General features: G+C 71.3%; 11 protein-coding genes. 9 read left to right on the forward strand and 2 right to left on the reverse strand.

The window, feature by feature from the left end:
- Nucleotides 1-88 precede the first annotated feature (88 nt).
- Nucleotides 89-2,425, reverse strand: coding sequence for an ABC transporter permease (locus SALPAC4_RS0120015; RefSeq protein ID WP_019871850.1), 2,337 nt, complete (start codon nt 2,423-2,425; stop codon nt 89-91).
- Nucleotides 2,422-3,108 carry an ABC transporter ATP-binding protein gene (locus SALPAC4_RS0120020; RefSeq protein ID WP_018732439.1) on the reverse strand — a complete coding sequence of 229 codons (687 nt, stop codon included), beginning with the start codon at nt 3,106-3,108 and terminating at the stop codon, nt 2,422-2,424. Before SALPAC4_RS0120020 ends, SALPAC4_RS0120015 begins: the two co-directional genes overlap by 4 nt.
- 138 nt (nt 3,109-3,246) lie before the next feature.
- On the opposite strand from SALPAC4_RS0120020, the gene SALPAC4_RS0120025 reads away from it, so the two are divergent.
- The 9 genes from SALPAC4_RS0120025 (at nt 3,247) to SALPAC4_RS25505 (ending at nt 21,365) form a co-directional block, all read left to right on the forward strand.
- Nucleotides 3,247-4,080 carry a sensor histidine kinase gene (locus tag SALPAC4_RS0120025; protein ID WP_019871851.1) on the forward strand — a complete coding sequence of 278 codons (834 nt, stop codon included), beginning with the start codon at nt 3,247-3,249 and terminating at the stop codon, nt 4,078-4,080.
- Nucleotides 4,077-4,742, forward strand: coding sequence for a response regulator transcription factor (locus SALPAC4_RS0120030; protein WP_019871852.1), 666 nt, complete (start codon nt 4,077-4,079; stop codon nt 4,740-4,742). The genes SALPAC4_RS0120025 and SALPAC4_RS0120030 overlap by 4 nt, the downstream gene beginning before the upstream one ends.
- A gap of 213 nt (nt 4,743-4,955) precedes the next feature.
- On the forward strand, nt 4,956-5,696 hold the full coding sequence (locus SALPAC4_RS0120035) for a class I SAM-dependent methyltransferase (protein ID WP_019871853.1): 741 nt from the start codon (nt 4,956-4,958) through the stop codon (nt 5,694-5,696).
- A gap of 111 nt (nt 5,697-5,807) precedes the next feature.
- Entirely contained in the window at nt 5,808-9,797 is a 3,990-nt protein-coding gene (locus SALPAC4_RS0120040; protein ID WP_019871854.1) for a non-ribosomal peptide synthetase, read from the forward strand.
- Nucleotides 9,794-16,492 carry a type I polyketide synthase gene (locus tag SALPAC4_RS0120045; RefSeq protein ID WP_019871855.1) on the forward strand — a complete coding sequence of 2,233 codons (6,699 nt, stop codon included), beginning with the start codon at nt 9,794-9,796 and terminating at the stop codon, nt 16,490-16,492. The genes SALPAC4_RS0120040 and SALPAC4_RS0120045 overlap by 4 nt, the downstream gene beginning before the upstream one ends.
- 34 nt (nt 16,493-16,526) lie before the next feature.
- On the forward strand, nt 16,527-18,080 hold the full coding sequence (locus SALPAC4_RS0120050) for an ABC transporter substrate-binding protein (RefSeq protein ID WP_019871856.1): 1,554 nt from the start codon (nt 16,527-16,529) through the stop codon (nt 18,078-18,080).
- On the forward strand, nt 18,077-19,033 hold the full coding sequence (locus SALPAC4_RS0120055; RefSeq protein ID WP_019871857.1) for an ABC transporter permease: 957 nt from the start codon (nt 18,077-18,079) through the stop codon (nt 19,031-19,033). The genes SALPAC4_RS0120050 and SALPAC4_RS0120055 overlap by 4 nt, the downstream gene beginning before the upstream one ends.
- Nucleotides 19,030-19,827, forward strand: coding sequence for an ABC transporter permease subunit (locus tag SALPAC4_RS0120060; RefSeq protein ID WP_027644900.1), 798 nt, complete (start codon nt 19,030-19,032; stop codon nt 19,825-19,827). The genes SALPAC4_RS0120055 and SALPAC4_RS0120060 overlap by 4 nt, the downstream gene beginning before the upstream one ends.
- Nucleotides 19,824-21,365, forward strand: a complete 1,542-nt coding sequence (locus tag SALPAC4_RS25505; RefSeq protein WP_033665037.1) for an ABC transporter ATP-binding protein — start codon at nt 19,824-19,826, stop codon at nt 21,363-21,365. The genes SALPAC4_RS0120060 and SALPAC4_RS25505 overlap by 4 nt, the downstream gene beginning before the upstream one ends.

Here is a 21,365-nt window from a genome sequence, read left to right on the forward strand (position 1 = left end):
ACCGTCGCGGCAGCCCTGGTCATCCTCCACACCGACTACCAACAAGCCACCTGATCAACCAACGTCATGACCCGCTATCCGGAAGGGCTCACTCGCTGTGGAGAACCGTGGCGATCGGGATTCTGCCGGCTCTTCTGGCGGGCAGGGCAGCGCCCAGGACCGCGATCGCCACGCCGACGAGCACCACCAGGGACAGCCCGCCGACCGTCCAGACGTTGGTGATTCGGGCCGGTAGGTCGAGCTCCGCGGCCTCGGCCATCAGCGGTAGGACCAGGCGGTGCGCACCCACCCCGAGCGGGATGCCCAGGCAACCTGCCGCCAAGCCCAGCGTGGCCATGGACGTCACCATCATTGTCACCACCTGACCTGGTGTCATCCCGATCGCCTTCAGCATGCCGAGATCCCGGCGACGTTCTCGCGTGTTGAGCAGGACGGTGTTGAAGACGCTCAGCGCGACGACCAAGCCGATGATTGAGACGAAGGCGATAGAAATGATCGTGACCGACACGGTGAAGGAGTTACCCAGGCCGGAGTCGGCTGACCAGGCTGACAGCCCTGGATCTGCCTGGCGAACCGCGGCCAGGTAGGTGGCGACCGGCGTGTCGGAGGCGAGTCGGATGTAGTAGAGGACTTCGTGACTCACCACCTGGTGGTCGGGTGCGAGGCGGGTGCGGAGCTGCCAGTCGGCGAAGATGGTGTCGCGGTCAAAGGCGCCCTCGATCGTCTTGCCCACGATTGTCACCGGCTCGTGGCCACCGGCATAGGCCAGTTCCAACCGGTCACCGACCTGGGCGCCCAGGTGGTGGAGGGCGGCCGAGGAGGCGACCACCTCATTCGGCGCGGTCATCCACCGGCCCTCTACGAGCTGGTCCTGATGGCCGAGGGTGGCCGAGTCGCCGCGCAGGAAATTCACCGGGACCGGGTCGCGGTGGCCGAGGGCGGTGAGTTGCATGGGCAGCTCAGCGGTGACGTGGGAGGTTCCGGGCAGCCCGCGTAGCAGCGACTCCACCTGCGGGTCGGTGCGGTCGGTGGGGGGATTGCCCAGGGACGGGTTGTTCGGGCGCACCTGCACCTGCACGGCGTCGGCGCGGTCCACGGCCTGGCCGTAGCGGACCAGCGACGCGGCCAGACCGCCAGCGAACGTCACGCTGGTGACGCCGAGTAGCAGCGCCGCCATGGTCAGCCCGGTCCGTCCGGGACGGCTGAAGGGTAGCCCCAGACCCAGGCTGACGGCCCGGGGCAGCCGAACCCCGGAGAGCACGCGTTGCACCCGCAGGCCGCGCTCCATCTTCGGCGCGACGCTGGCATTGATCGCCTCGGCGGCGGACAACCGGCGGGCGCGGGACGCGGGAACGAGGGCGGTCAGCATGACCAGCGCCGGGACGCCGAGGAGCCCGGTGAGTGGCACCCACGCGCCGGTCTCGAGCTGACCGCCGAAGCCAAGGCCCTGAAACGCGATGCCGATCAGGGGACGGGTAGCGACCGTGCCCAGTACAGCCCCGGCAGCGGCACCGGCCGTCGCCGGCACCGTCACCATGACGAGGTAGACGGACACCACCTGACGCGGTGTGAAGCCGAGCGCCTTCAGCACGCCGATGTGCCGGAGTCCGGAGACGACCGCGCCGCTGATCACGTTCGCCACGATCAGGACGGCGACGATCAGGCCGAGCACTCCGAAGACGATCAGAAACGGCAGGATCGTGCCAGGGCCGGCGGCGACAGCTTCCTTCTGGGTCAGGTAGGAGCTGGCCGCGAGCAGGCCATCACGTGGCAGGCTGGCTGTCGCCGCCGCCACCTGCGCGGTGGTCGCGGCGTCGCGGAAGCGGTAGAGCACCTGGGCGGTGGTCGGCCCAAGCTGGGCCATCGTGGCGGGAGAAACCCAGGCGTCGGCGGTGTGGGACACGCTGTAGGCAACACCGACGATGGTCAGCTGCGGCCGGCCCGGCGTGGTGATCTTCTTCCCGATGATGTCCTGGGTGAAGCTGTCCGCCGCGCTCGGTGACGACGGCGGCAGTAAGTTCACCACGATCTCGTCCGGGTCGGTGGCCCACCGCCCGGCCCAGAGGTCTACCCGGTCCACCGGTCCGGCGGGGTCAGCGCGGCCGACGACGGTGAGCGGTCCGGTTGCCCAAACCGGCCCGCCGTCCGCCGGAACGTCCAAGACGAGTTGTCCGAACGGGCCCGCGACCGCCTCGGTGTCGGTGTCGGTGGCGTCGGTGGGCGGTGCCGGGGTCGAGTAGGTGGCGATGACGTGCGGGCCGCGCTGCGCGGCGAAGGCCCGCTCGAAGGGGCCGCTCGACAGGTCCAGCAGCCCCGCCGCCAGTATGACCGTCGCGCTTGCGCAGAGCGCCACCAGCGCGATCACCGAGGTCTGGAACCTCCGTCGCCGTACCGCCGCCCGGGAGGCCCGCCATACCGCGCTCATGCCGTCCGCTCCAGTGCCCGCTCGCCGACGATCCGGCCGTCGGCCAACTCCACCACCCGGCTCGCGCAACGTTCGGCGACCGCCGGATCGTGGGTGACCAGCAGCAGCGTTTGGCCGATCTGGTTGAGGTCGAGCAACAGGTCCATCACCTGCTCGCCGGTACGGCTGTCGAGCGCTCCGGTCGGCTCGTCGGCCAGCAGCAGCGCCGGGCGGTTCATCAGCGCGCGGGCCACGGCGACCCGCTGCCGTTCCCCGCCGCTGAGCGTCGCCGGGTAGGCGTTACGGCGGTCGGCGATGCCGAGCTCCTCGAAGAGCTCCAGCGCCCGCCGCCGCGCCTGCCCGGCCCGAACCCCCATCAGCTGGGCGGCCAGCGCCACGTTGTCCAGCGCGGGCAGGTCGTCGAGCAGGTTGAAGAACTGGAAGACGAAGCCGATGCGGCGTCGCCGGAACAGGGCCAACCCGGCCTCGCTGAGTTCGCCGAGGTCCTCGTCGTGCACCTCGACCCGCCCGGCGCTCGGCCGGTCCAGCCCCGCGATCACGTTCAGTAGCGTCGACTTACCGCAGCCCGACGGCCCCATGATGGCGACCGCTTCCCCCGACCCGACCCGGAGTGAGACACCGTCCAGGGCCGTCGCGTCGCCGTACTCTTTGCGCACCTCATCCAGGCGCAGCACCGTTGTCATGGCCCGAGGCTAGGTCGGCGTCCACGCCGGAATCGTCCCCGCCGGGATGCAGCTCGACGCCGGGTGTCATCCTGCCGATGTACGCCACCACCACCAGGGACCGATGCGTGCCCGCGCCCGATCTGAGATTGTGGTCCGGTGATTCCCTTGGCCGCCGCGCTGGCGGCAGTAGGTGTGGCAGCTGGAGCCGCCGTGGCGTTCGGGATCGCCGCGGCCCGTGCGCGACACCGGCACCGCCGGGTCTTGGCGGAGCGGGGCTGGCTGTTGGAACGGGAGCGCCAGGCTGCCGCCGCTGCCGCGGTTGACGCCGAGCGGGCCCGCATCGCCCGGGACCTGCACGACATCGTGAGTCACCACGTCAGCGTGATGGTGGTGCAGACCGGTGCCGCCCGGGAGGTGCTGGGCGCCGCCGGAGAGTCGGTCGCACCCGAGGTCGCCGAGGCGCTGGCCGCCGTTGAAGGGGCCGGTCGCGATGCGCTGACGGAGTTACGGCACCTGTTGGGACTGCTCGCCCCCGCCGCCGACGGCCAGGAAGCCACCGAGACGCCCGACGAGTACGCGCCGCAGCCGAGCCTGAGCCAGCTGAGTCAGCTGGTCGATCGAATCGCCTTCGCGGGCCTGCCGGTCGACGTACGCGTCAGTGGCGAGCCGCATCCCCTACCGACCGGAATCGACGTGACGGCGTACCGCATCATCCAGGAGGCGCTGACCAACGTGCTCAAGCACGGCGAAGCCGACCGGGCCGAGGTCGAGGTCCGGTACGCGCACCGGTACCTGCGCGTCGAGGTCCTCAATCCGGGGCCGAGCGTCCTGTCCGGCCTGCCCGCGGCAGGGCAACCGGCCGATGGCGCCGGCCGCGGCCTGCGCGGCCTGCGCCAGCGGATCGCGGTCTACGGTGGCGACCTCGACGCCCGGCGTCGTCTCGGCGGCGGCTACCGGGTTCGCGCCCGCATCCCCCTGGACCCGGCGTGACGGGGCCACGGGTTCTCATCGCTGACGATCAGCTGCTGGTCCGCACCGGATTCCGGATGATCCTCAATGCTCGCGGGGTGGAGGTGGTAGGTGAGGCCGCCGATGGCGTTGAGGCCGTCTCCGCGGCGAGACGGCTCCACCCTGATGTGGTTCTCATGGACATCCGGATGCCGAACCTCGACGGTCTCGCGGCCACCCGGCAGGTCATGGCGTTGCTACCGCGGTGCCGGGTCATCATGCTCACCACGTTCGACCTCGATCGATACGTCTACGCGGCGCTCGCCGCGGGTGCCAGCGGCTTCCTCCTCAAGGACGTGACCCCCGAGCACCTGGCCAACGCGGTACGCCTCGTCGCCACCGGCGATGCCCTGCTTGCCCCCGCGATCACCCGTCGCTTGGTGGAGCGGTTCACCACTGAGTCCGCCCCGGTGCCACCGCACCACGACCTCAGCCCGCTTACCCCGCGTGAGCTCGAGGTGTTGACCCTGCTCGGTGCCGGACTGTCCAATGCCGAACTCGCCCAGAAGCTCATGCTCAGCGCGGCGACCGTCAAGACGCACATAGCGCGCATCTTCGCCAAGCTTCACCTGCGGGACCGGGCCCAGGCAGTCGTCCTGGCGTATGAGACCGGTCTCGTACGCCCTGGCGGCCCGTCCCGCTGACCCGGGCATCCGCTCCGGCTCAGATTCGCCCTCCACGATCGCCGCGACCGTCAATCCGCGCCGTCCTACCGACGTAGGCCACCTTTAACTCAGCTGCTGACGGCCGAGGTCCGGCGGCTGCACAACAGCTGTTCGCGCGTCAGCTTCGGAGCCCGGGTGGCGCTGAATGAAACGATTGTCATAATCATTAGATCTACGAGCCCGGAGGAAGACATGGACGATCCGTACGCACAGTCAGCCGAGTACATAGACCTCCTCATTGCCGACGCGTGGGGCCTCTTCGCCCCTGGACTTTCCGAGGCCCTGCACGAGCTTGGCGGCGACACCGGCGTCACGGTGGACCTGGGTGCCGGCACTGGGCGCGGCGTCTCGGTGATCTGCGCCAGCCTGCCCGACGGCTCACCGGTGCTGGCCGTGGAGCCCTCACCCGCGCTCCGTGCGGTGCTCCTCGCCCGAGCGCACGAGGACGAACGCCTGAGTGCACGGGTGACGGTCTCGTCGGCCGACGCGTTGGGCGTACCACTGCCCGACCGGGTCCGGGCACTGGTGGCGATGAACATGATCGGCCACCTGTCCCCGGACGACAGGCACGAACTGTGGGCGCGTGTCGTCCCGCGCCTGGTCCGCGGGGGCCGTGTGGTCGTCAACCTCGCTCCGCCGACGCGTCCGGTCGAAGTCCCGAGAACCCGTATGGCCAGCCGTAGCGTGGGCAGTCTGACCTACGAGGGTTGGGCGAGCGCCAGGGCGATCGGCGAACGACAGATCAGGTGGCGCATGACCTACCTGACCCGGTCGCCGGAGGGATCGCCGGTCTCGGAGGTGGCCGTGGACTACGACTGGTGGGTCATGGACGAGAAGGAGCTGCGCGAGGAGCTTGCGGAACATGGGCTGACCATGCGGCAAATCGGGCATCCCGACGCCGGCATGTACGTCGCGACCCGCGCGGAGGAATGACCCCGACCCCAAGTTTGAATTGGGAATCATTTTCAACTAGGGTCTCCGGTGCATCGGCCGCCGTCCACCCGGCGGCGCGCTCCACAAAGCCGTCGCAGCTACGGAGACCGGATGAACCTGCCCCTGATGCCCGAAGTCGTCCTTGACGACGTACTCGACTGCATCGCCGAGGTCCTCGGCACAGATCCAGGGCTGATCGATGCAGAAGCATCACTGACAGCCCTGGGTCTGGAGTCGTTCACCGCCGTACGGCTCCGCCGGCGGATCCGGGAACGCACGGGGCGCGACCTCCCACTGACCGCGTTCCTCGACAACGCCACCGCGAGGCACCTCGCCCAGCACCTGTCGAAAGCCCCTGACGAGCCAGCCGGTACCGCTGAAACCAGCGGTCAGCGCAGCGGCGGGCAGCCGGGCGACCGGTCGACCTTTCCTTTGACCGCGGTCCAGGAGTCCTACCTTGTCGGGCGGGAGTCAGGCCTGGTCCTCGGCGGAGTGGCCACCTTCTACTACTACGAGTACGACCGGATCAGCGACAACGCCGCAACCGACCTCCAGCGACTCGAAGTCGCTTGGAACCAGCTAGTCGACCACCACCCGATGTTACGGATGGTGGTCGACCAGCGTGGCCGTGGGGAGATCCTGCCCACGGCCGGTCCGTACCGTATCGGTGTCACCGACCTACGCGACGCCTCGCCCGCGCAGGTGGACGAAGCGTTGGCCGCGATCCGGCACGACCGCTCCCACCAGGTACGCCCGACCGGGCAGTGGCCGTTGTTCGACCTGCACGCGGCGTTCCTACCCGACGGTCGTACCCGCCTCTACGTCGGCTTCGACGTGCTGATCACCGACATGGCCGGCTGGATGCTGCTGATGCGGCAGTGGGGACAACTCGTCGCCGACCCGACGGCCTCCCTGCCCGAGCCGCCCGCCGATTTCGCCGACCTGCTGCGAGCTCGGGAGACGGATCTGGAGTGGACCCAGCGGCGGGAACGGGACCGCGCCTACTGGGCAGCCCGTGTCGCCGAGCTTCCTCCAGCGCCACGCCTACCGGTGACCCGGGCTGTCGACTCCACCGTGCCGCCCCGCTTCGCTCGGCACGCCGGCCAACTCGACGCGGAGGCCTGGCGGATCCTCCGTACCCGGTGTAGCGAGCACGGCGTGACAGCGACCGCCGCGTTGCTTGCCGCGTTCGCGGTGATCCTCGGGCGGTGGGGCGCCGGCGACGAGGTCTGCCTGAACACCACACTTTTCGAGCGTCCGGAGAAGCCCGAGGGTATTGATCTGGTGGTGGGCGACTTCACCACCACCGCGCTGGTGGGTACCCCGAGGATCGACCCGGCCTCGTGGAGTGGTTTCGCCGGCTACGCATCGGAGCTCAACCGTCGCTTCTGGGAGGACCTGGACCACCGGTCGGTCTCCGGAGTTGACGTGCTGCGGGGGCTCGGCGACAGCTCTGGCGCCCCGCCCTACCCGGTCGTCTTCACCAGTGGGGTGGGACTCGCCGGCGACGGTACCGCGGCCCCGGCGAGCTGGCTCGGCGTGGAGGTCTTCGGCGTTTCACAGACCCCCCAGGTACTGCTCGACCACATCGTGTGGGACGAGGGTGGCGTGCTCCGAATCGCCTGGGACGGTGTCGTTGACGCCTTTCCCGACGGCTACCTACGCGGCATGCTCGACGCGTACGTCCGGCTGCTGCACCGCCTCACCGAGGCCAGCGCGTGGAAGGACCCGAGCCTGGCCTGGGATCCCTTCGTCCTGCCCGTGGAATCACTGGACGTCGACCCGTTCCCTGGTGCCGGCCCGCTGCTGCACGACCCGGCGACCAGTGCCGCCCGTCGGGTGCCGGAGCAGCCGGCCCTGTACGCGGGGGGCGCCGTCACCTCGCACGGCCGGCTCGCCGAGGGCGTCGCGGCGACCGCTGCCGCTCTTGCCGCCGCCGGTGTCGGTACCGGCGATCTGGTGGCGGTCGCCTGCGAGAAGGGGCTGGCCCAGGTCGTCGCGGTCCTGGCGGTCAACGCCGTCGGCGCGGGCTACCTGCCGGTCGAACCGTCCTGGCCGGATGCCCGGGTGGCCACGATCTGTGCCCGCGCCGGAGTGCGGCACGCGCTGGTCGGCCGGGGCGTCCGGACCATGTGGCCGGAGGGCGTGTCAACGCACCGCCTGACGGCGGCCGGACGGCCCGGCGGCCGATCAGGGAAGTTCGCCTCCGAATCAACCCCACCGCCATCGCGACCCGACCCGGATGACACCGCCTACGTCATCTTCACCTCCGGCTCCACCGGGCAGCCGAAGGGCGTCGAGATCCAGCACCGCGCCGCCCGCACCACCATCGACGACATCGTCGACCGCTTCGGCGTCCACGCCGATGACCGGGTGCTGGCGCTGTCCGCGCTCAGTTTCGATCTCTCCGTCTTCGACATCTACGGCGTTCTCGGCGCGGGCGGGGCGCTGGTGCTGCCTGACCCGGCCCGGCAGCGCGATCCGCAGCACTGGCTGGAACTGGCCGAGCGGCATGGCGTCACGGTGTGGAACACCGCCCCCGCGCTGTTGGAGATGCTGGTCGAGTACGCCGAAATCGAGCCGGAGGTCGCAACCGGGGCGCTACGCGCCCTACGGCTGGTGATGCTCTCCGGTGACTGGATCCCGTTGACCCTGCCCGAACGCCTGCGTCGGCTCGCCCCACAGGCCCAGGTGATGAGTCTGGGCGGTGCGACCGAGGCGTCCATCTGGTCGATCACCTACCCGGTGACGGACGTCGCCCCGGGGTGGCGGAGTATCCCCTACGGTCGGGCGTTGCGGGCCCAGTCGTTCCACATTCTCGACCCGGATGGCGGGCCGTGCCCGGTGGGTGAGCCGGGGGAACTGTTCATCGGCGGCGATGGGCTCGCCCGCGGATACATCGGCGATCCGGAGCAGACGGCGTACCGCTTCGCCCAGCACCCGCTGCTGGGTGAGCGGCTGTACCGCACCGGAGACCTGGGACGCTGGCGGACCGATGGGAACATCGAGTTCCTGGGACGTGCCGACCGGCAGGTCAAGATCCGCGGACACCGGATCGAACTCGGCGAGATCGAGGCCACGCTCGGTCGGCACCCGGCCCTGCGGCAGTGCGTGGTGGCTGCGGTGCGCGGTTCCGACGAGCGTCCCCGCCTGGCCGCGTACGTGGTGCCGAAGGCGGGAGAGGTTGTCCCGACCATCGAAGAACTGACCGGGACGCTGCGCGAACGGCTGCCCGAGTACATGGTTCCGAGCAGGTTCCTCGTACTCGACTCGCTGCCGGTCACCTCGAACGGCAAGATCGACCATGCCGCGCTGCCCAATCCGTACCAGGCGGGGGACGACGACGTGCAGCCACGTCAAGCGACGCTCCCGCCGCCCGCGTCGCCGGTGGAACCCCCGGTCCCGTCCGCCCCACGTTTCGCCAGCTGGGCCGGCACGGCGGTAGCCGAGGCGGAGGCACTCGGCCTCGACGTCGCACTCGTTGTACGCCCGGGTCGAATGTCACCAGCGCAGGCCCTCGTCGCGGCGACGCGTTGGCTCGACCGGGTCCGCCCGGAAGACGCCCCCGCGCTGGTCGAACGGATCCCCGCTGACGGTCTCATCGAACTCGCACAGCGGACCACCGATCTACCACGGGTCGACGACGCCCCGCCACCAGTCCCACAGCGCACGCCGACCCCACAGAGCGCGTCGACCGCCGAACCGCCAGCGGCCTCGCCGGACCGGTCCGGGCCGGAGCGTACCGGTCACCCGGTCGCCGGTGGTCGTACCGCTGATCCGGCCGTGACAAACGCGGTCATCGCGGTCCTCGCGGACCTGACGGGGGAGCAGGTTCGGGCGGACAGCGCGTTCGCCGCACTGGGGGTGACCTCACTCACGCTGGTCCTGACATACCGCAGGCTGCGGGAGAGCATCGCGCCCCAACTCGCGCTCGCGGACATTTTCGGCCATGCCACGGTGGCCTCCCTCGCCGCGCACATCACCGCCCTGGCCACTCCGAGAAGCACCCAGGTACTCGGGCCGACGACCACCCCGGCGCCGTCCGACCGACGCTCGTCCCGGCTGGCCGCCCGTACCCGGGCCCAGGAGGTGGACCGGTGAGCACGGCCGAGAACCCTGATGAGTCGTTGATCGCCGTCACCGCACTGGACTGCCGGTTTCCCGGCGCCCCCGACACCGAGGCGTTCTGGGACCTGCTGGTCTCCGAGCGCCACGGCCTCACCCGGCACACCCTCGACGAGCTCACCGAGCGAGGAGTGCCCCCGCGGTTGCGTGAGCATCCCGCATACGTCCCGGTCGGCGGTGTCATCGCCGATCAGGACCGGTTCGACCCGGAGCCGTTCGGGCTCACTGACGCCGAAGCCGCGCTCATGGATCCGCAGCAACGGCTGTTCCTGGAAGCGTGCTGGCGTGCCCTCGAAGCCGCCGGGCACGGCGACGGGATCGGCGCCGGAGCCGTCGGGGTGTTCGCCGGGGCGGCGCACAGTGACTATCTGATGCGCAACCTGGCCCACCGGTACACCTCGGCCGCCAGCGATCCGGTCGGGAGCCTCCAGACGGCGATGGCGACCGTCGGGGACTACCTTCCGCTTCAGGTGGCACACCGTCTCGGCTTGACCGGGCCGGCGATCGCCGTCAACACCACCTGCTCCACCTCGCTGGTCGCCGTGCACCTGGCGGCTCAGTCGTTGCTGGCGGGCGAGTGTGACACCGCGCTGGCCGGGGGCGCGTCGCTGATCGTCCCCCAGGGCCGCGGCTACCTGTACGTCCCGGATGGGATCTTCTCCGTCGACGGCCGGGTGCGCGCGTTCTCCGCCGAGGGCACCGGAATTGTTCACTCCCAGGGCGTCGGCGTCGCGGTCCTGCGTCGGCTCGCCGACGCGCGCGCAGATGGCGACCCGGTGCTGGCGGTGCTGCACGGATCGGCGGTCAACAACGACGGCGCGGACAAGACCGGCTTCACCGCACCGTCCCCACGCGGCCAGACGCGCGTGATCGCCGAGGCGTTGGCCGTGGCCGGGGTGGAGGCGCGACAGATCAGCTACGTCGAGGCCCACGGCACCGCCACCCGCCTCGGCGACGTCGTGGAGATCGGCGCGTTGCGCCGCGTGTTCGGTTCCGTGGGTCCGGCCTGGTGCGCTCTGGGCTCGGTGAAGAGCAACATCGGGCACGCCAACTCCGCCGCCGGCATCGCTGGGTTCGCCAAGACCGTACTCGCGCTGCACCACGGGGTCCTTCCGGCCACCCTCGACGCCGAACCGCTCAACCCGGAGCTAGCCCTGGACGATTCCCCGTTCACCGTCGCCCGACGGACCGCCGACTGGTCCGGGGCGCGGTACGCGGGCGTGAGCTCGTTCGGCATCGGCGGCACGAACTGTCACCTCGTGCTGGGCAGCGCACCGGCCGTGCCCACCCCCGAACCCGACCCGCGTCCCCAACTGGTGTTGCTCTCCGCCACCAGCGACGGCGCCCTGGCTAAGAGCGTCACCGATGTTGCCGACACGTTCCACACCACGACGGTGGCACCCGCCGACCTCGCCTACACCCTGCACGACGGACGACCGTTCCGGCGACACCGCGTCGCGGCGGTCATCACCGGCGATCGCGTCGGTGACCGTGCTGCCCTGCGCACCGCCGTCCGCCGCGCGGCGGGCACCGGCGTTCCCAAGGTTGTTTTCCTGTTCCCCGGCGGTGGTGCCCAGTATCCCGGCATGGGCCGTGGGCTCATGGCCGACGAGCCGGAGTTCGCCGCCACCGTTCGAGAGTGCGGGGCGCTGTTCGACGTACCCGGCCGGCCCCGGCTGGTCGAGCTGATCGAGGCCGACCGCGTCGACCCGGCCGCGCTGCGGCTCGCCCGTGACCCGGCGTACGGCCTGCCGGCGCTGTTCACCGTGTCGTTGGCCACCGCCCGCGTGCTCATCCGGTGGGGCGTACGACCGGATGTCGTGGTGGGGCACAGCCTGGGCGAGTACGTGGCCGCGGTGGTGGCCGGCGCGCTGCCGGTAGCGGACGCGGCGGCCCTGGTGCGGGTCCGGTCCCGAGGGATGTCACGGGCCGCAGGTCAGGGCGCGATGCTCGCTGTTCCCCTGTCCGAGACGGAGGTCGCCACGCTGCTGACCGACCATCTCGACGTGGATCTGGCCGCGATCAACGCGCCCACCTCGTGCGTGCTCTCCGGAACCGAGGAGGCGGTGGCCGCGCTGGAGTCACGGCTGGCGGCAGCCGGGGTCAAACCCACTCGACTACGGCTGGACGCCGCCGCCCACTCCCGTCTCGTTGACCCCGTCCTGCCCGAACTCCGGGCCGCGGCCTCCGGAGTGGACGCCCGGACGCCGGTGGTGCCGCTGGCCACCACCCTCACCGGTGGCTTCCTCACCTCCGCGCCCGACGCGGACCACTGGGCACGGCACCTGCGGTCTGTGGTGCGCTTCTCCGATGCCCTGGCCACCGCCATCGGCGACGGCCCGGCCGTGGTCGTGCAGACGGGACCCGGTGGCGGCCTGCTGCAGCTTGCCCGCCAACACCCGATGCCGAACCTGACGGCGACCGTCGCCACCTTCCCCGAGCCCGACGAACCCGGTGACGAACGGACCGCGCTGCTGACCGCCGCCGGTGAACTCTGGACGTGGGGGGTGGATATCAGCGCCGAGGCCCTGCACCGGTCTGGCCGGCGGCGGGTCGCACTGCCCGGCCACCCCTTCGATCGACGGCCGCTGTGGATCGAACCGCCCGAACCGGGGGCGGAATCCACCGCTGATGCCCCGGATGAGGACGAACCCTTCCAGGTGCCGGTCTGGCTCCGCGTACCGGCACCGGACAACCCGGCCGCCAGCACCGGCCGATGGCTGCTGGACGGGCCCGAGGGCGACCCCCTGGTCGAGGCGGTACGGGTTCACCTGATCGCCGCTGGCGCCCAGGTCGCCGACCGCGCCGAGGTCGCCGCCGACGCGACGATCCCGTGCGCTGGTGTGATCGTGCTCGACCTCGCGCCCGACGGCGACGACCCGGCCGCGCGGGTGACCGGAGCGGTTCTACGCCACGCCGAACTGGCCCGCCTCACCGCCACCTGGGCACACGACAGCTGTCTGCTGCACGTCACCCGGGCCGTCCAGCAGGTCGAGAGCACCGATCGACCGAACCCGGCTGCCGCCGCCGGCACCGCCGTACCCCGGATCCTGTCGCAGGAGTTCCCCGGACTGCGGTGGCGCGCCGTCGACCTGCCGGTGGCCGGGGCGCCGGACGAGCTGGCCCGCCGGGTCGCCGAGGAGGCGACGGACCTGGTCACCGGTGATCGGACCGGGACGGAGGTGGCGCTACGCGGCGGACACCGCTGGCTGCGCACCGTGAACCCGTGGCGGCCCCGTTCGGACGGACCCATGGACCGGACGGATGCGGGCACCGCCCTGCTCATCGGCGGGCTGGGCGACGTCGGCCTGACCATGGCCGAACATCTGGCCGAGCGGGGTTGGCGGGTCGTCGTCACCGGCCGTACCGGCCTGGTACCCGAAGCGGCGCCGGGAAGCCCGGCAGCCGACCGGATCGAGGCAGTCCGGCGACTGACCGACCGTGGTCTGCCGGTGGAGGTACGCGCGGTCGACGCCGGAGATTCCGTGGCCACCGGTGCGCTGCTGCGTGACATCGTCGACCGTTTTGGCCGGCTGGACCTCGTGGTCCACGGCGCGGGAGTGGTCGCCTCGACGGCGGTCACCCCCCTGCGGTCGGTCGACCCCGAGGCGGCACACAGCCACGCTCGGGCCAAGGTGTCGGCGGCCGTCGCCCTGCGGCGGGCCCTCGTGGAGTTGCCCGAGGAGGCCCGGCCCGCCACCGTACTGCTGATGTCGTCGGCGACGACCCTGGTGGGCGGCTTGGGACTGGCTCCGTACGCTGCGGCGAACCGCTACCTGGACGCGCTGGCGGAGCGACAGGGCACGGAGGGCGGCACGGTCTGGCTCAGCGTTGCCTGGGACGGCTGGCGGGTTGGCCCGGGCGGCACCGAGCGGGCCGTCGCCTCCCGGCACTCGATTGGGCGGCGGGACGGTATGCGGGCGCTGGATCGGCTGCTCGTCCTGGCCGGCCGGGGGCGGGCCCCCGCGTTGATCGCGGTCTCTCCCGCCGAGCTACGCCCCCGCCTGGCCGGCGGGGCAGTCGGCACCCGGCGACCCGTCGTGCCCGCGGGGGAGAGCGGCCAGGCTGAGAACAGTGCCCGTGGGCACGCGGAGGCGACCCTCACCAAGGTCTGGTCGGAACTGCTCGGTTTCGAGGTATCCGACCGGGACGCCGACTTCTTCGCCCTCGGCGGGCACTCGCTGCTCGCCACCCGGATGCTGGCTCGGCTGCGGGACGAGCACGGTGTCCAACTGCGCTTGCAGGATCTCCTGGCACGACCGACCGTCGCGTCGCTGGCGGCGCTCCTGCCGACGACCGACAACTCCGACCCGCGACCGCCGACGGGCGAGGAGTCCGACCCGACGGGCGACGCCGGCCCGTCCGCGGGCACCGCACCTCCGGCCGGCCTGGAGTTCGCGGAGGCCGGACCAGACGGGGACGGGCCGCGGGAGTTTCCGCTGACCCGGGTACAGCACGCGTACTGGGTCGGCGGCTCGGGTGGCTACCGGCTCGGTGACGTGCCCTGCTCGTTCCACCTGGAACACGACTGTCCCGGGCTGGACATGGCCCGATACGAGGACGCGTGGAACGCCGTGATCGCCCGGCACCCGATGCTCCGCGCGATCATCACTCCCGAAGGCCGAAACCGAATCCTTGATCGGGTGCCCCGGTACCGCATCCGGGTCCGGGACCTCTCCGCGCTCGATGAACCCGTCCGGCTGGAGAAGCTCTCCCGGATCAGAGCGGAGATGGTGGGGCGGGAACCCCGTCCGGGCCGCTGGCCGCTGGTCGACATCCGTGCCGCCCGGTTGCCCGGCGGGATCGTACGCCTCTTCGTCAATGTCGATGTGCTCGTTTGCGATACCGCCAGCTTCCTGCTCTGGGACCGCGAGCTGCGCGCCCGGTACGAGGATCCGCAGGTTGAGCTGCCACGGGTGGGAACCACCTTCGCCACGTGTGTCGCCGCGCTGGAACGTCGCGCGCACAGCCCGGAACACGAACGCGCGGCGCGCTACTGGCGTGACCGGCTCGACCACCTGCCCGGGCCCCCCGCGCTGCCGGTCCGTCCGGCACAGCCGGGGATCCGGCCCCGGTTCGCGCGTCGCACCGCACGGCTGGAGGCGGCCCAGTGGCAGGCGCTCCAGGCGGAGGCAGCCCGGCGTGGCCTCACCCCGACCGCCGTGCTGCTCGCGGCGTACGGGGACGCGCTGGCCGCCTGGTCCGGACAGGGACAGTTCGCCATCACCCTGACCCTGTTCGACCGCCCATCGGTGCATCCGGACGTCAACCTGGTCGTCGGGGACTTCACCTCCCTGCTGCTGCACGAGGTCGATCGGTCCCGCCCGGGGACGTTCGCCGACGACGCGGGCGAAGCGCAGCGGACCCTCTTCCGCGACCTGGACCACCGCGAGTTCTCGGCGCTGGAAATGCTGGCCGAGAAATCGGCTCGCAGCGGGGCCACCGAGTCCGTACCCGTGGTGTTCACCAGTGCGCTGGGGCTGACCGATCCGCTCGGCGGCGAGCACGACCTGGACTGGATGGGCACCCCTGTCTACGGCATCAGCAGTACGCCGCAGACCTGGCTTGACCATCAGGTGATCGAGCAGCATGGCGCCCTGCTTCTGCAGTGGGACGTGTTGGAGAACGTCCTACCCGCCGATGAGGCGGACCAGGCGTTCTCCGGCTATGTCGACCGGGTGCGCCGACTGGCCGACGAGGCCGAGGAGTGGGAGACGTCCAGACCGGCACGGCCGACCGTGGCCGGGCGACCGGCGGCGTCCGGGCCACCGCGCGGCGATTCGGTGGGCACGGGCTCGGGCGAGATCGCGCTGCTGCTGCGTGACGGTGCCGCCGAGCCCCCACTGTTTCTGGTCCATCCGTCCGGTGGTGACGTGCTCTGCTATGGCGAGCTCGTCGGGCTGCTGAGCAAAGACCGCCCGGTGGTCGGGCTCACCGACCCGGCCCTCACCGGAGGTGTCGAGCCCGCGGACATTCCGGCCCTGGCCGAGCACTACCTGGACGCGGTGCGCCAGCACCAGCCATCCGGTCCGTACCTGCTTGGTGGCTGGTCGATGGGGGGCACGTTGGCCCACGAGATGGCCTGCCTGCTCGAACGGCGTGGCGAGCGTACCGATCTGCTTTTCATGATCGATTCGAACACGCCGGACCGGATCAGGACTCTGCACGGCCAGGGTGCTCCGCAGGCCATCGCCGCGGTGCGCTATCTGCACTCGCTGGCGGCGTTCCTCGACCTGGACCTCGGGTTCGGCCCAGCCGAGGAAGCCGAGCTTCTTGGCCGCCCTGGCGACGAGATCCGTCGTGCCGTCACGCGACGGCTGCGCGACGCCGGCCTGTTGAGCCGGCGGGACACCGCCGACACCCGGCTGCGGGTGTTCGAGCGGCACCTGCGGATTCTCGGGGAACACCGGGCGGGCCACCTGAACGATCCGACGACTCGGCTGCTCCTCGTCCGGGCCGCGCTGCCGTCGCCCCACAACAGCGGCGTGGGCATGGGCGTGGACGACGCGCCTGACCTGTCCCGCCTCGGTTGGGATGGCCACGTGCGTGGCCCGATACACGAGGTGGTCGTTGCGGGGCACCACTACTCACTGCTCACGGGGGGCGCCGCCAAGACGATCGCCGAGCACCTCAACAGGACACTCGCGGCGCTGCCGCATCCGTTCCGATAGCCATCCGATTACACCTAGTCAGAGAAAGAAACTGATGCTTACCCCTGTTAGATCCCGTCTGGCCCGGCGAGGGGCGCTGCCCCTCGCCATCGCCGCCCTGCTGCTGGCTGGCTGCGGCACCGACACCACGACCGGCGGTTCCACCGACGAGCCCGGCACGCCAGTCGATGGCGGCACCCTGCGCTACGTCGTACCGGGGTCGCCGGCGACCGCGAGCAACGACCCGCATGGTGGACTCGGCAACGAGTCTGACCTCATGCGCTTCGCGCTGACCTACGACGTGCTCACCGTGCCCGGCGCCGACGGCACCCCGCAACCGCGGTTGGCCCAAACGTGGGAGGCGAACCAGAGCCTGGACCGCTGGACGTTCCACCTGCGCGAGGACGCCACCTTCACCGACGGCGAACCGGTACTCGCCAAGGACGTGCTCTACTCGCTGACCCGGATAGCGGACAAGGCTGCCGAGAACTACGGCCGACTGGCCGACTTCGACATGGCCGCAGCCAGCGCGCCCGACGACCACACGGTGGTGCTGGCTACCCGCGCGCCGATGGCCGAAGCGCCGAAGGCGCTGGAGTCGATCAGCTTCGTCGTTCCCGAGGGCAGCACGGACTTCGCCGAGCCGGTCGGCGGTTCGGGGCCGTTCCGGGTGACCGAGACCGACGCCCAGACCGCCGTGCTCCTGCGGAACGACGACTGGTGGGGCGAGCGACCGCACCTGGATCGGATCGAGATCCGGGCGGTCGCCGACCCGCAGGCTCGCGCGGCCGCCGTGACATCCGGCCAGGCGGACGTCGCCGGCAGCGTCAGCCCGGCGGCGGTCAAGGCCGCCGAAGCGGGCGGTGACGTGCAGGTCGTACGCCGCAAGGGCGTCACCGAGTATCCGATTATCATGCGCCTTGACTCCGCGCCGTTCGACGATCCGCGAGTGCGGGAGGCGTTCCGACTCGCGACCGATCGGCAGGCACTCGTCGACACGGTGTTCCTCGGATACGGCCAGATCGCCAACGATCTGCCCACCCCGTACGACCCGTCGTACCCGCAGGATCTGACGCAGCGCACCCGGGACCTGGACCGGGCCAAGGAACTACTCGAGGAAGCTGGACACGCGGACGGGCTGAAGCTCACCCTGCACACCACGACGTCGTACCCCGGCATGGACACCGCGGCCACCCTGTGGGCCAGGCAACTCGCCGAGGTCGGGGTTGAGGTCGACGTGAAGGTGGAGCCGGCCGACACCTACTGGACCGCCATCTACGCCAAGAAGGACTTCTACGTCGGCTACTACGGCGGCATCTCCTTCCCCGACCTGGTGCGCGTCGGCCTGCTGGCCGCCTCGCCGACCAACGAGACCGCCTGGCGCAACGCGTCGTTCGACGCCGAGTTCAACGCTGCCATGGGCATCCTGGACCCGGCCGAGCGCAACAGCAAACTGGCCCGCATCCAGCAGGACCTGTGGCGCGACGGCGGGTACGTGGTGTGGGGCGTCGGAGACGGGCTGGACCTGACCAGCCCTGGTGTGCACGGGCTGCCCGACGGTCCCGGTTTCCAGCGGATGTTCATCGAACGCGCCTGGAAGACGAGATGATCGTACGCCGCCTCACCCGGACGGCGCTTCTGGTGCTGGCGGCCACCGTGGTGGTGTTCGCCGCTACCGAGGCGCTGCCGGGTGACGCGGCGTCCCTCCGGGAAGCTGGTCGAGCCTCGCCGGAGCAGGTCGCACAGGCGCGCGAACAACTCGGCCTGGACCAACCGGTGGTGGTGCGGTACCTGCGGTGGCTGAGCGGGCTGCTCCAGGGAGACCTGGGCTCGTCGCTGAGCAGCGGCCGGCCGGTGAGTGACCTGCTCGGCCAACGCCTGCCCGCGACCGCCAGCCTGGTGGCTGTCGCACTCGGCACAACAGCGCTGCTCACCGTCGCCGGCCTCATCGTCACGCAGTTGCGGCGGGGCCGGGGCGGAATGCTCGCCGCCGGTCTCGCCGCGGTGCCCCAGGCCGTGTACGCGGCAGCGTTGGGCGCGCTGCTGTCCGCGACGTTGGGGTGGCTTCCGGCCGTCTCCCTGCTGCCGCCGGGCGGCAATCCGTGGCAGGACCCGCGCACGCTCGTCCTGCCGGCGCTGACGCTGGCGCTGCCGTCGGCCGCGTACGCCAGCACGCTGCTGCGTGGGGTCCTGACCGACACCCTGCGCCGGCCGCACGTCGTTGACGCGTACCGGCGCGGGCTGCCACCGATGCTGGTGCTGTTGCGGCATGTCCGGCCGTTCTTGGTCGTACCGGCGTTGCAGGTTCTCGCGTTGACGGCCGGCTGGCTCGCCGCCGGAACTGCCCTGGTGGAGACGGTCTACGGTCTTCCCGGCCTCGGCGGGTTGCTCGTCTCGGCGGTGGCGGTGCGGGACATACCGGTGGTGCAGGGCGCCGCCCTGATGCCCGTCGTGACCGTGCTGCTCGGAATGCTGCTCGCCGATCTCGCCGCCGCGGCGGTGCATCGAACCGGCCGTCCCGCCACGGTGCGGTCGGCTCGGACGGTGGAGAGTAGCTCGTGACGCGCCTTCGCGGGAACGCTGTCGCGCCGGGGGTGGCGCTGGCAGTGTTCACCTTGGCTCTGCTGGGTCGGTCCCTCGCTCCGAACGACCCGGAACAGCCGGTGGCCGTGCCCTGGTCCGCCCCGTCGACACAGCTGCCGTTCGGCGCCGACGCGTTGGGCCGCGACGTGCTGTCCCGGGTGCTGGCCGGCGGCGCGAACCTGCTCGGGGTTGCCCTCACCGCGGCGGCGGCGGCCCTCCTGATCGGAGTAGCGCTGGGGCTGGCCGCAGGCTGGTGGCCGGCCCGGGCGGGCCGCGCGGTGCGCTGGCTCGGCGATCTGTTGCTGGCGATGCCCGCCCTGGTCCTCGCCCTGGTACTGGCGGTGGCGCTACCGGGGGCAGCGGCGGTGGTGGTCGCCGCTGTGCTCAGCGGCGCGCCGCTCACCGCCCGGGTCGTGGCCGCCCAGTGCGCCACCGTCCGGGACAGTGGCTACCTGCACGCCGCCGTCGAACGTGGCGAACACGGAGCGGTTGTTCTGATACGGGAACTCCTGCCGGCGTTGCGTGGCCTGGTGGCGGCTGACGTTGGTCTGCGGTTGATCACGGCACTGCAACTGGCCACCACGCTCGCGGTCCTCGGGTTCGGCCCGCAGCCCCCCGACCCCGATTGGGCCCTGATGCTTAGCGAGAACCTGCCCGGCGCGGCGCTCAATCCCACCGCGCTGCTGGCGCCCGCCGTGCCGTTGGCGTTGTGCGCGTTGCTCTGCGCCGCTACCGCGCGCACCGCCACACGTGAGCGGGAGGGGGTGTGGTGAGACAGCGCGTCGAGCGTCCGATCGAGTCCGCCACATCCGACTCGGCGCCCTTGGTGGTGATGGGACTGTCGGTGCGTCGGGTCGGTGACGGCCAGCTTGTATTGCCGGCCACGGACCTTCGGCTCGGCGCCGGTGAGGTGGTGGCGGTCGTCGGGGCTTCCGGGGCAGGCAAGAGCAGCCTGCTGCACGCTCTTCTGGACAGCCTGCCGTCGGGTCTGCGCCGAGACGGGGGAGTGGTGCGCTGGCGCGGCCGGCCGATCCCGGAGGGGCGGGCGGCTCGCCGCTGGCGGCGGGCGCACTGCGGGTATGTGGGGCAGGATCCGATCCTCGCGCTGAACCCGCTCTGGTCGGTCGCGCGTCTGGTGGGCGAGCAGTTGAGCGGTTCACGACGTAACCGGGCACTCCGAGTCCGTGAGGTCTGTGACCTGCTCGGCCTGCCCGCCGAACTCGCCAACCGGCGGGGTGGTGAACTCTCCGGCGGCCAGGCTCAACGGGTCGCCCTGGCCCGTGCCCTGGCCACCGAGCCGGACGTCCTGCTGCTCGACGAGCCGACCTCGGCCCTGGACGCGGAGACCCGGGGGATGATCGTCGAGGCGGTACGGGCGCGTCCAGGCGGCTGTACTCTGCTGGTGACCCACGACCCGTTTCTCGTCTCCGTCGCCGACCGGGTGGTGGACCTGGCGCCACCGGCTACCGTGACGCGACCTTCCCCTGCGGCGCGACGTGTCACCGCGCCGACACCCTCCACCTTGATGTCGCCACCAGTGCGAAGCTCGGCCGCCGCACCCCTGGCACCCGGCCACCGCACCGCACCGCTTTTGGCCGTACAAGGGCTGCGAGTGGCCCGACCGGACGGCACACCGCTGTTGGAAGATGTGCACCTGGACCTGGCCCAGGGCTCGTGGACAGCAGTTCTCGGTCCTTCCGGCAGTGGCAAGACGAGTCTGCTGTACGCAATCGTCGGTCGCCGTGCACGCCAACGCGGGCGACTGTCGCTGTACGGGCACCCGCTGCCAGCCGACGTACGGCAGCGCGACCGCGAGCAGCGACGCGTGGTCCAACTCGTCGGTCAGCATCCGGCTGGGGAACTCAATCCGGCGTACCGTGTCGGGCCCGCCGTAGCCCGTCCACTGGCGGTGCTGCACGGCGTGGGCCGCCGTGAGCGGGCCAGGGAGGCCCTGCGCCTTCTCGGCTCGGTCGGGCTCGCGGCAGAGATCGCACGCCGACGTCCACCCGCTCTCTCCGGAGGTCAACGCCAACGGGTCGCGCTGGCCCGAGCCCTGGCCGCGCGGCCAGGGGTGCTGTTGCTCGACGAGCCGACCTCGGCACTCGACCGCGCCTCCGCCGCGGTGGTGCTCGACCTGCTCGACCGGCTGCGGGACGACGGCTTGGCCATCCTGTCGGTCACCCACGACCCCACCGTGGCGGCCCGCGCCGACCGGGTCCTGCACGTCCATCACCGACGGCTCGTCGAGGGCCGCACCGACGGTCCACTGCCCCTCACCGACAACCAAACGGAGGAATCCGGTGCCCGTTGA

Origin of the sequence: Salinispora oceanensis (assembly GCF_000383575.1) — a bacterium.
In the GTDB taxonomy this organism is placed as follows: Bacteria; Actinomycetota; Actinomycetes; order Mycobacteriales; family Micromonosporaceae; genus Micromonospora; species Micromonospora oceanensis.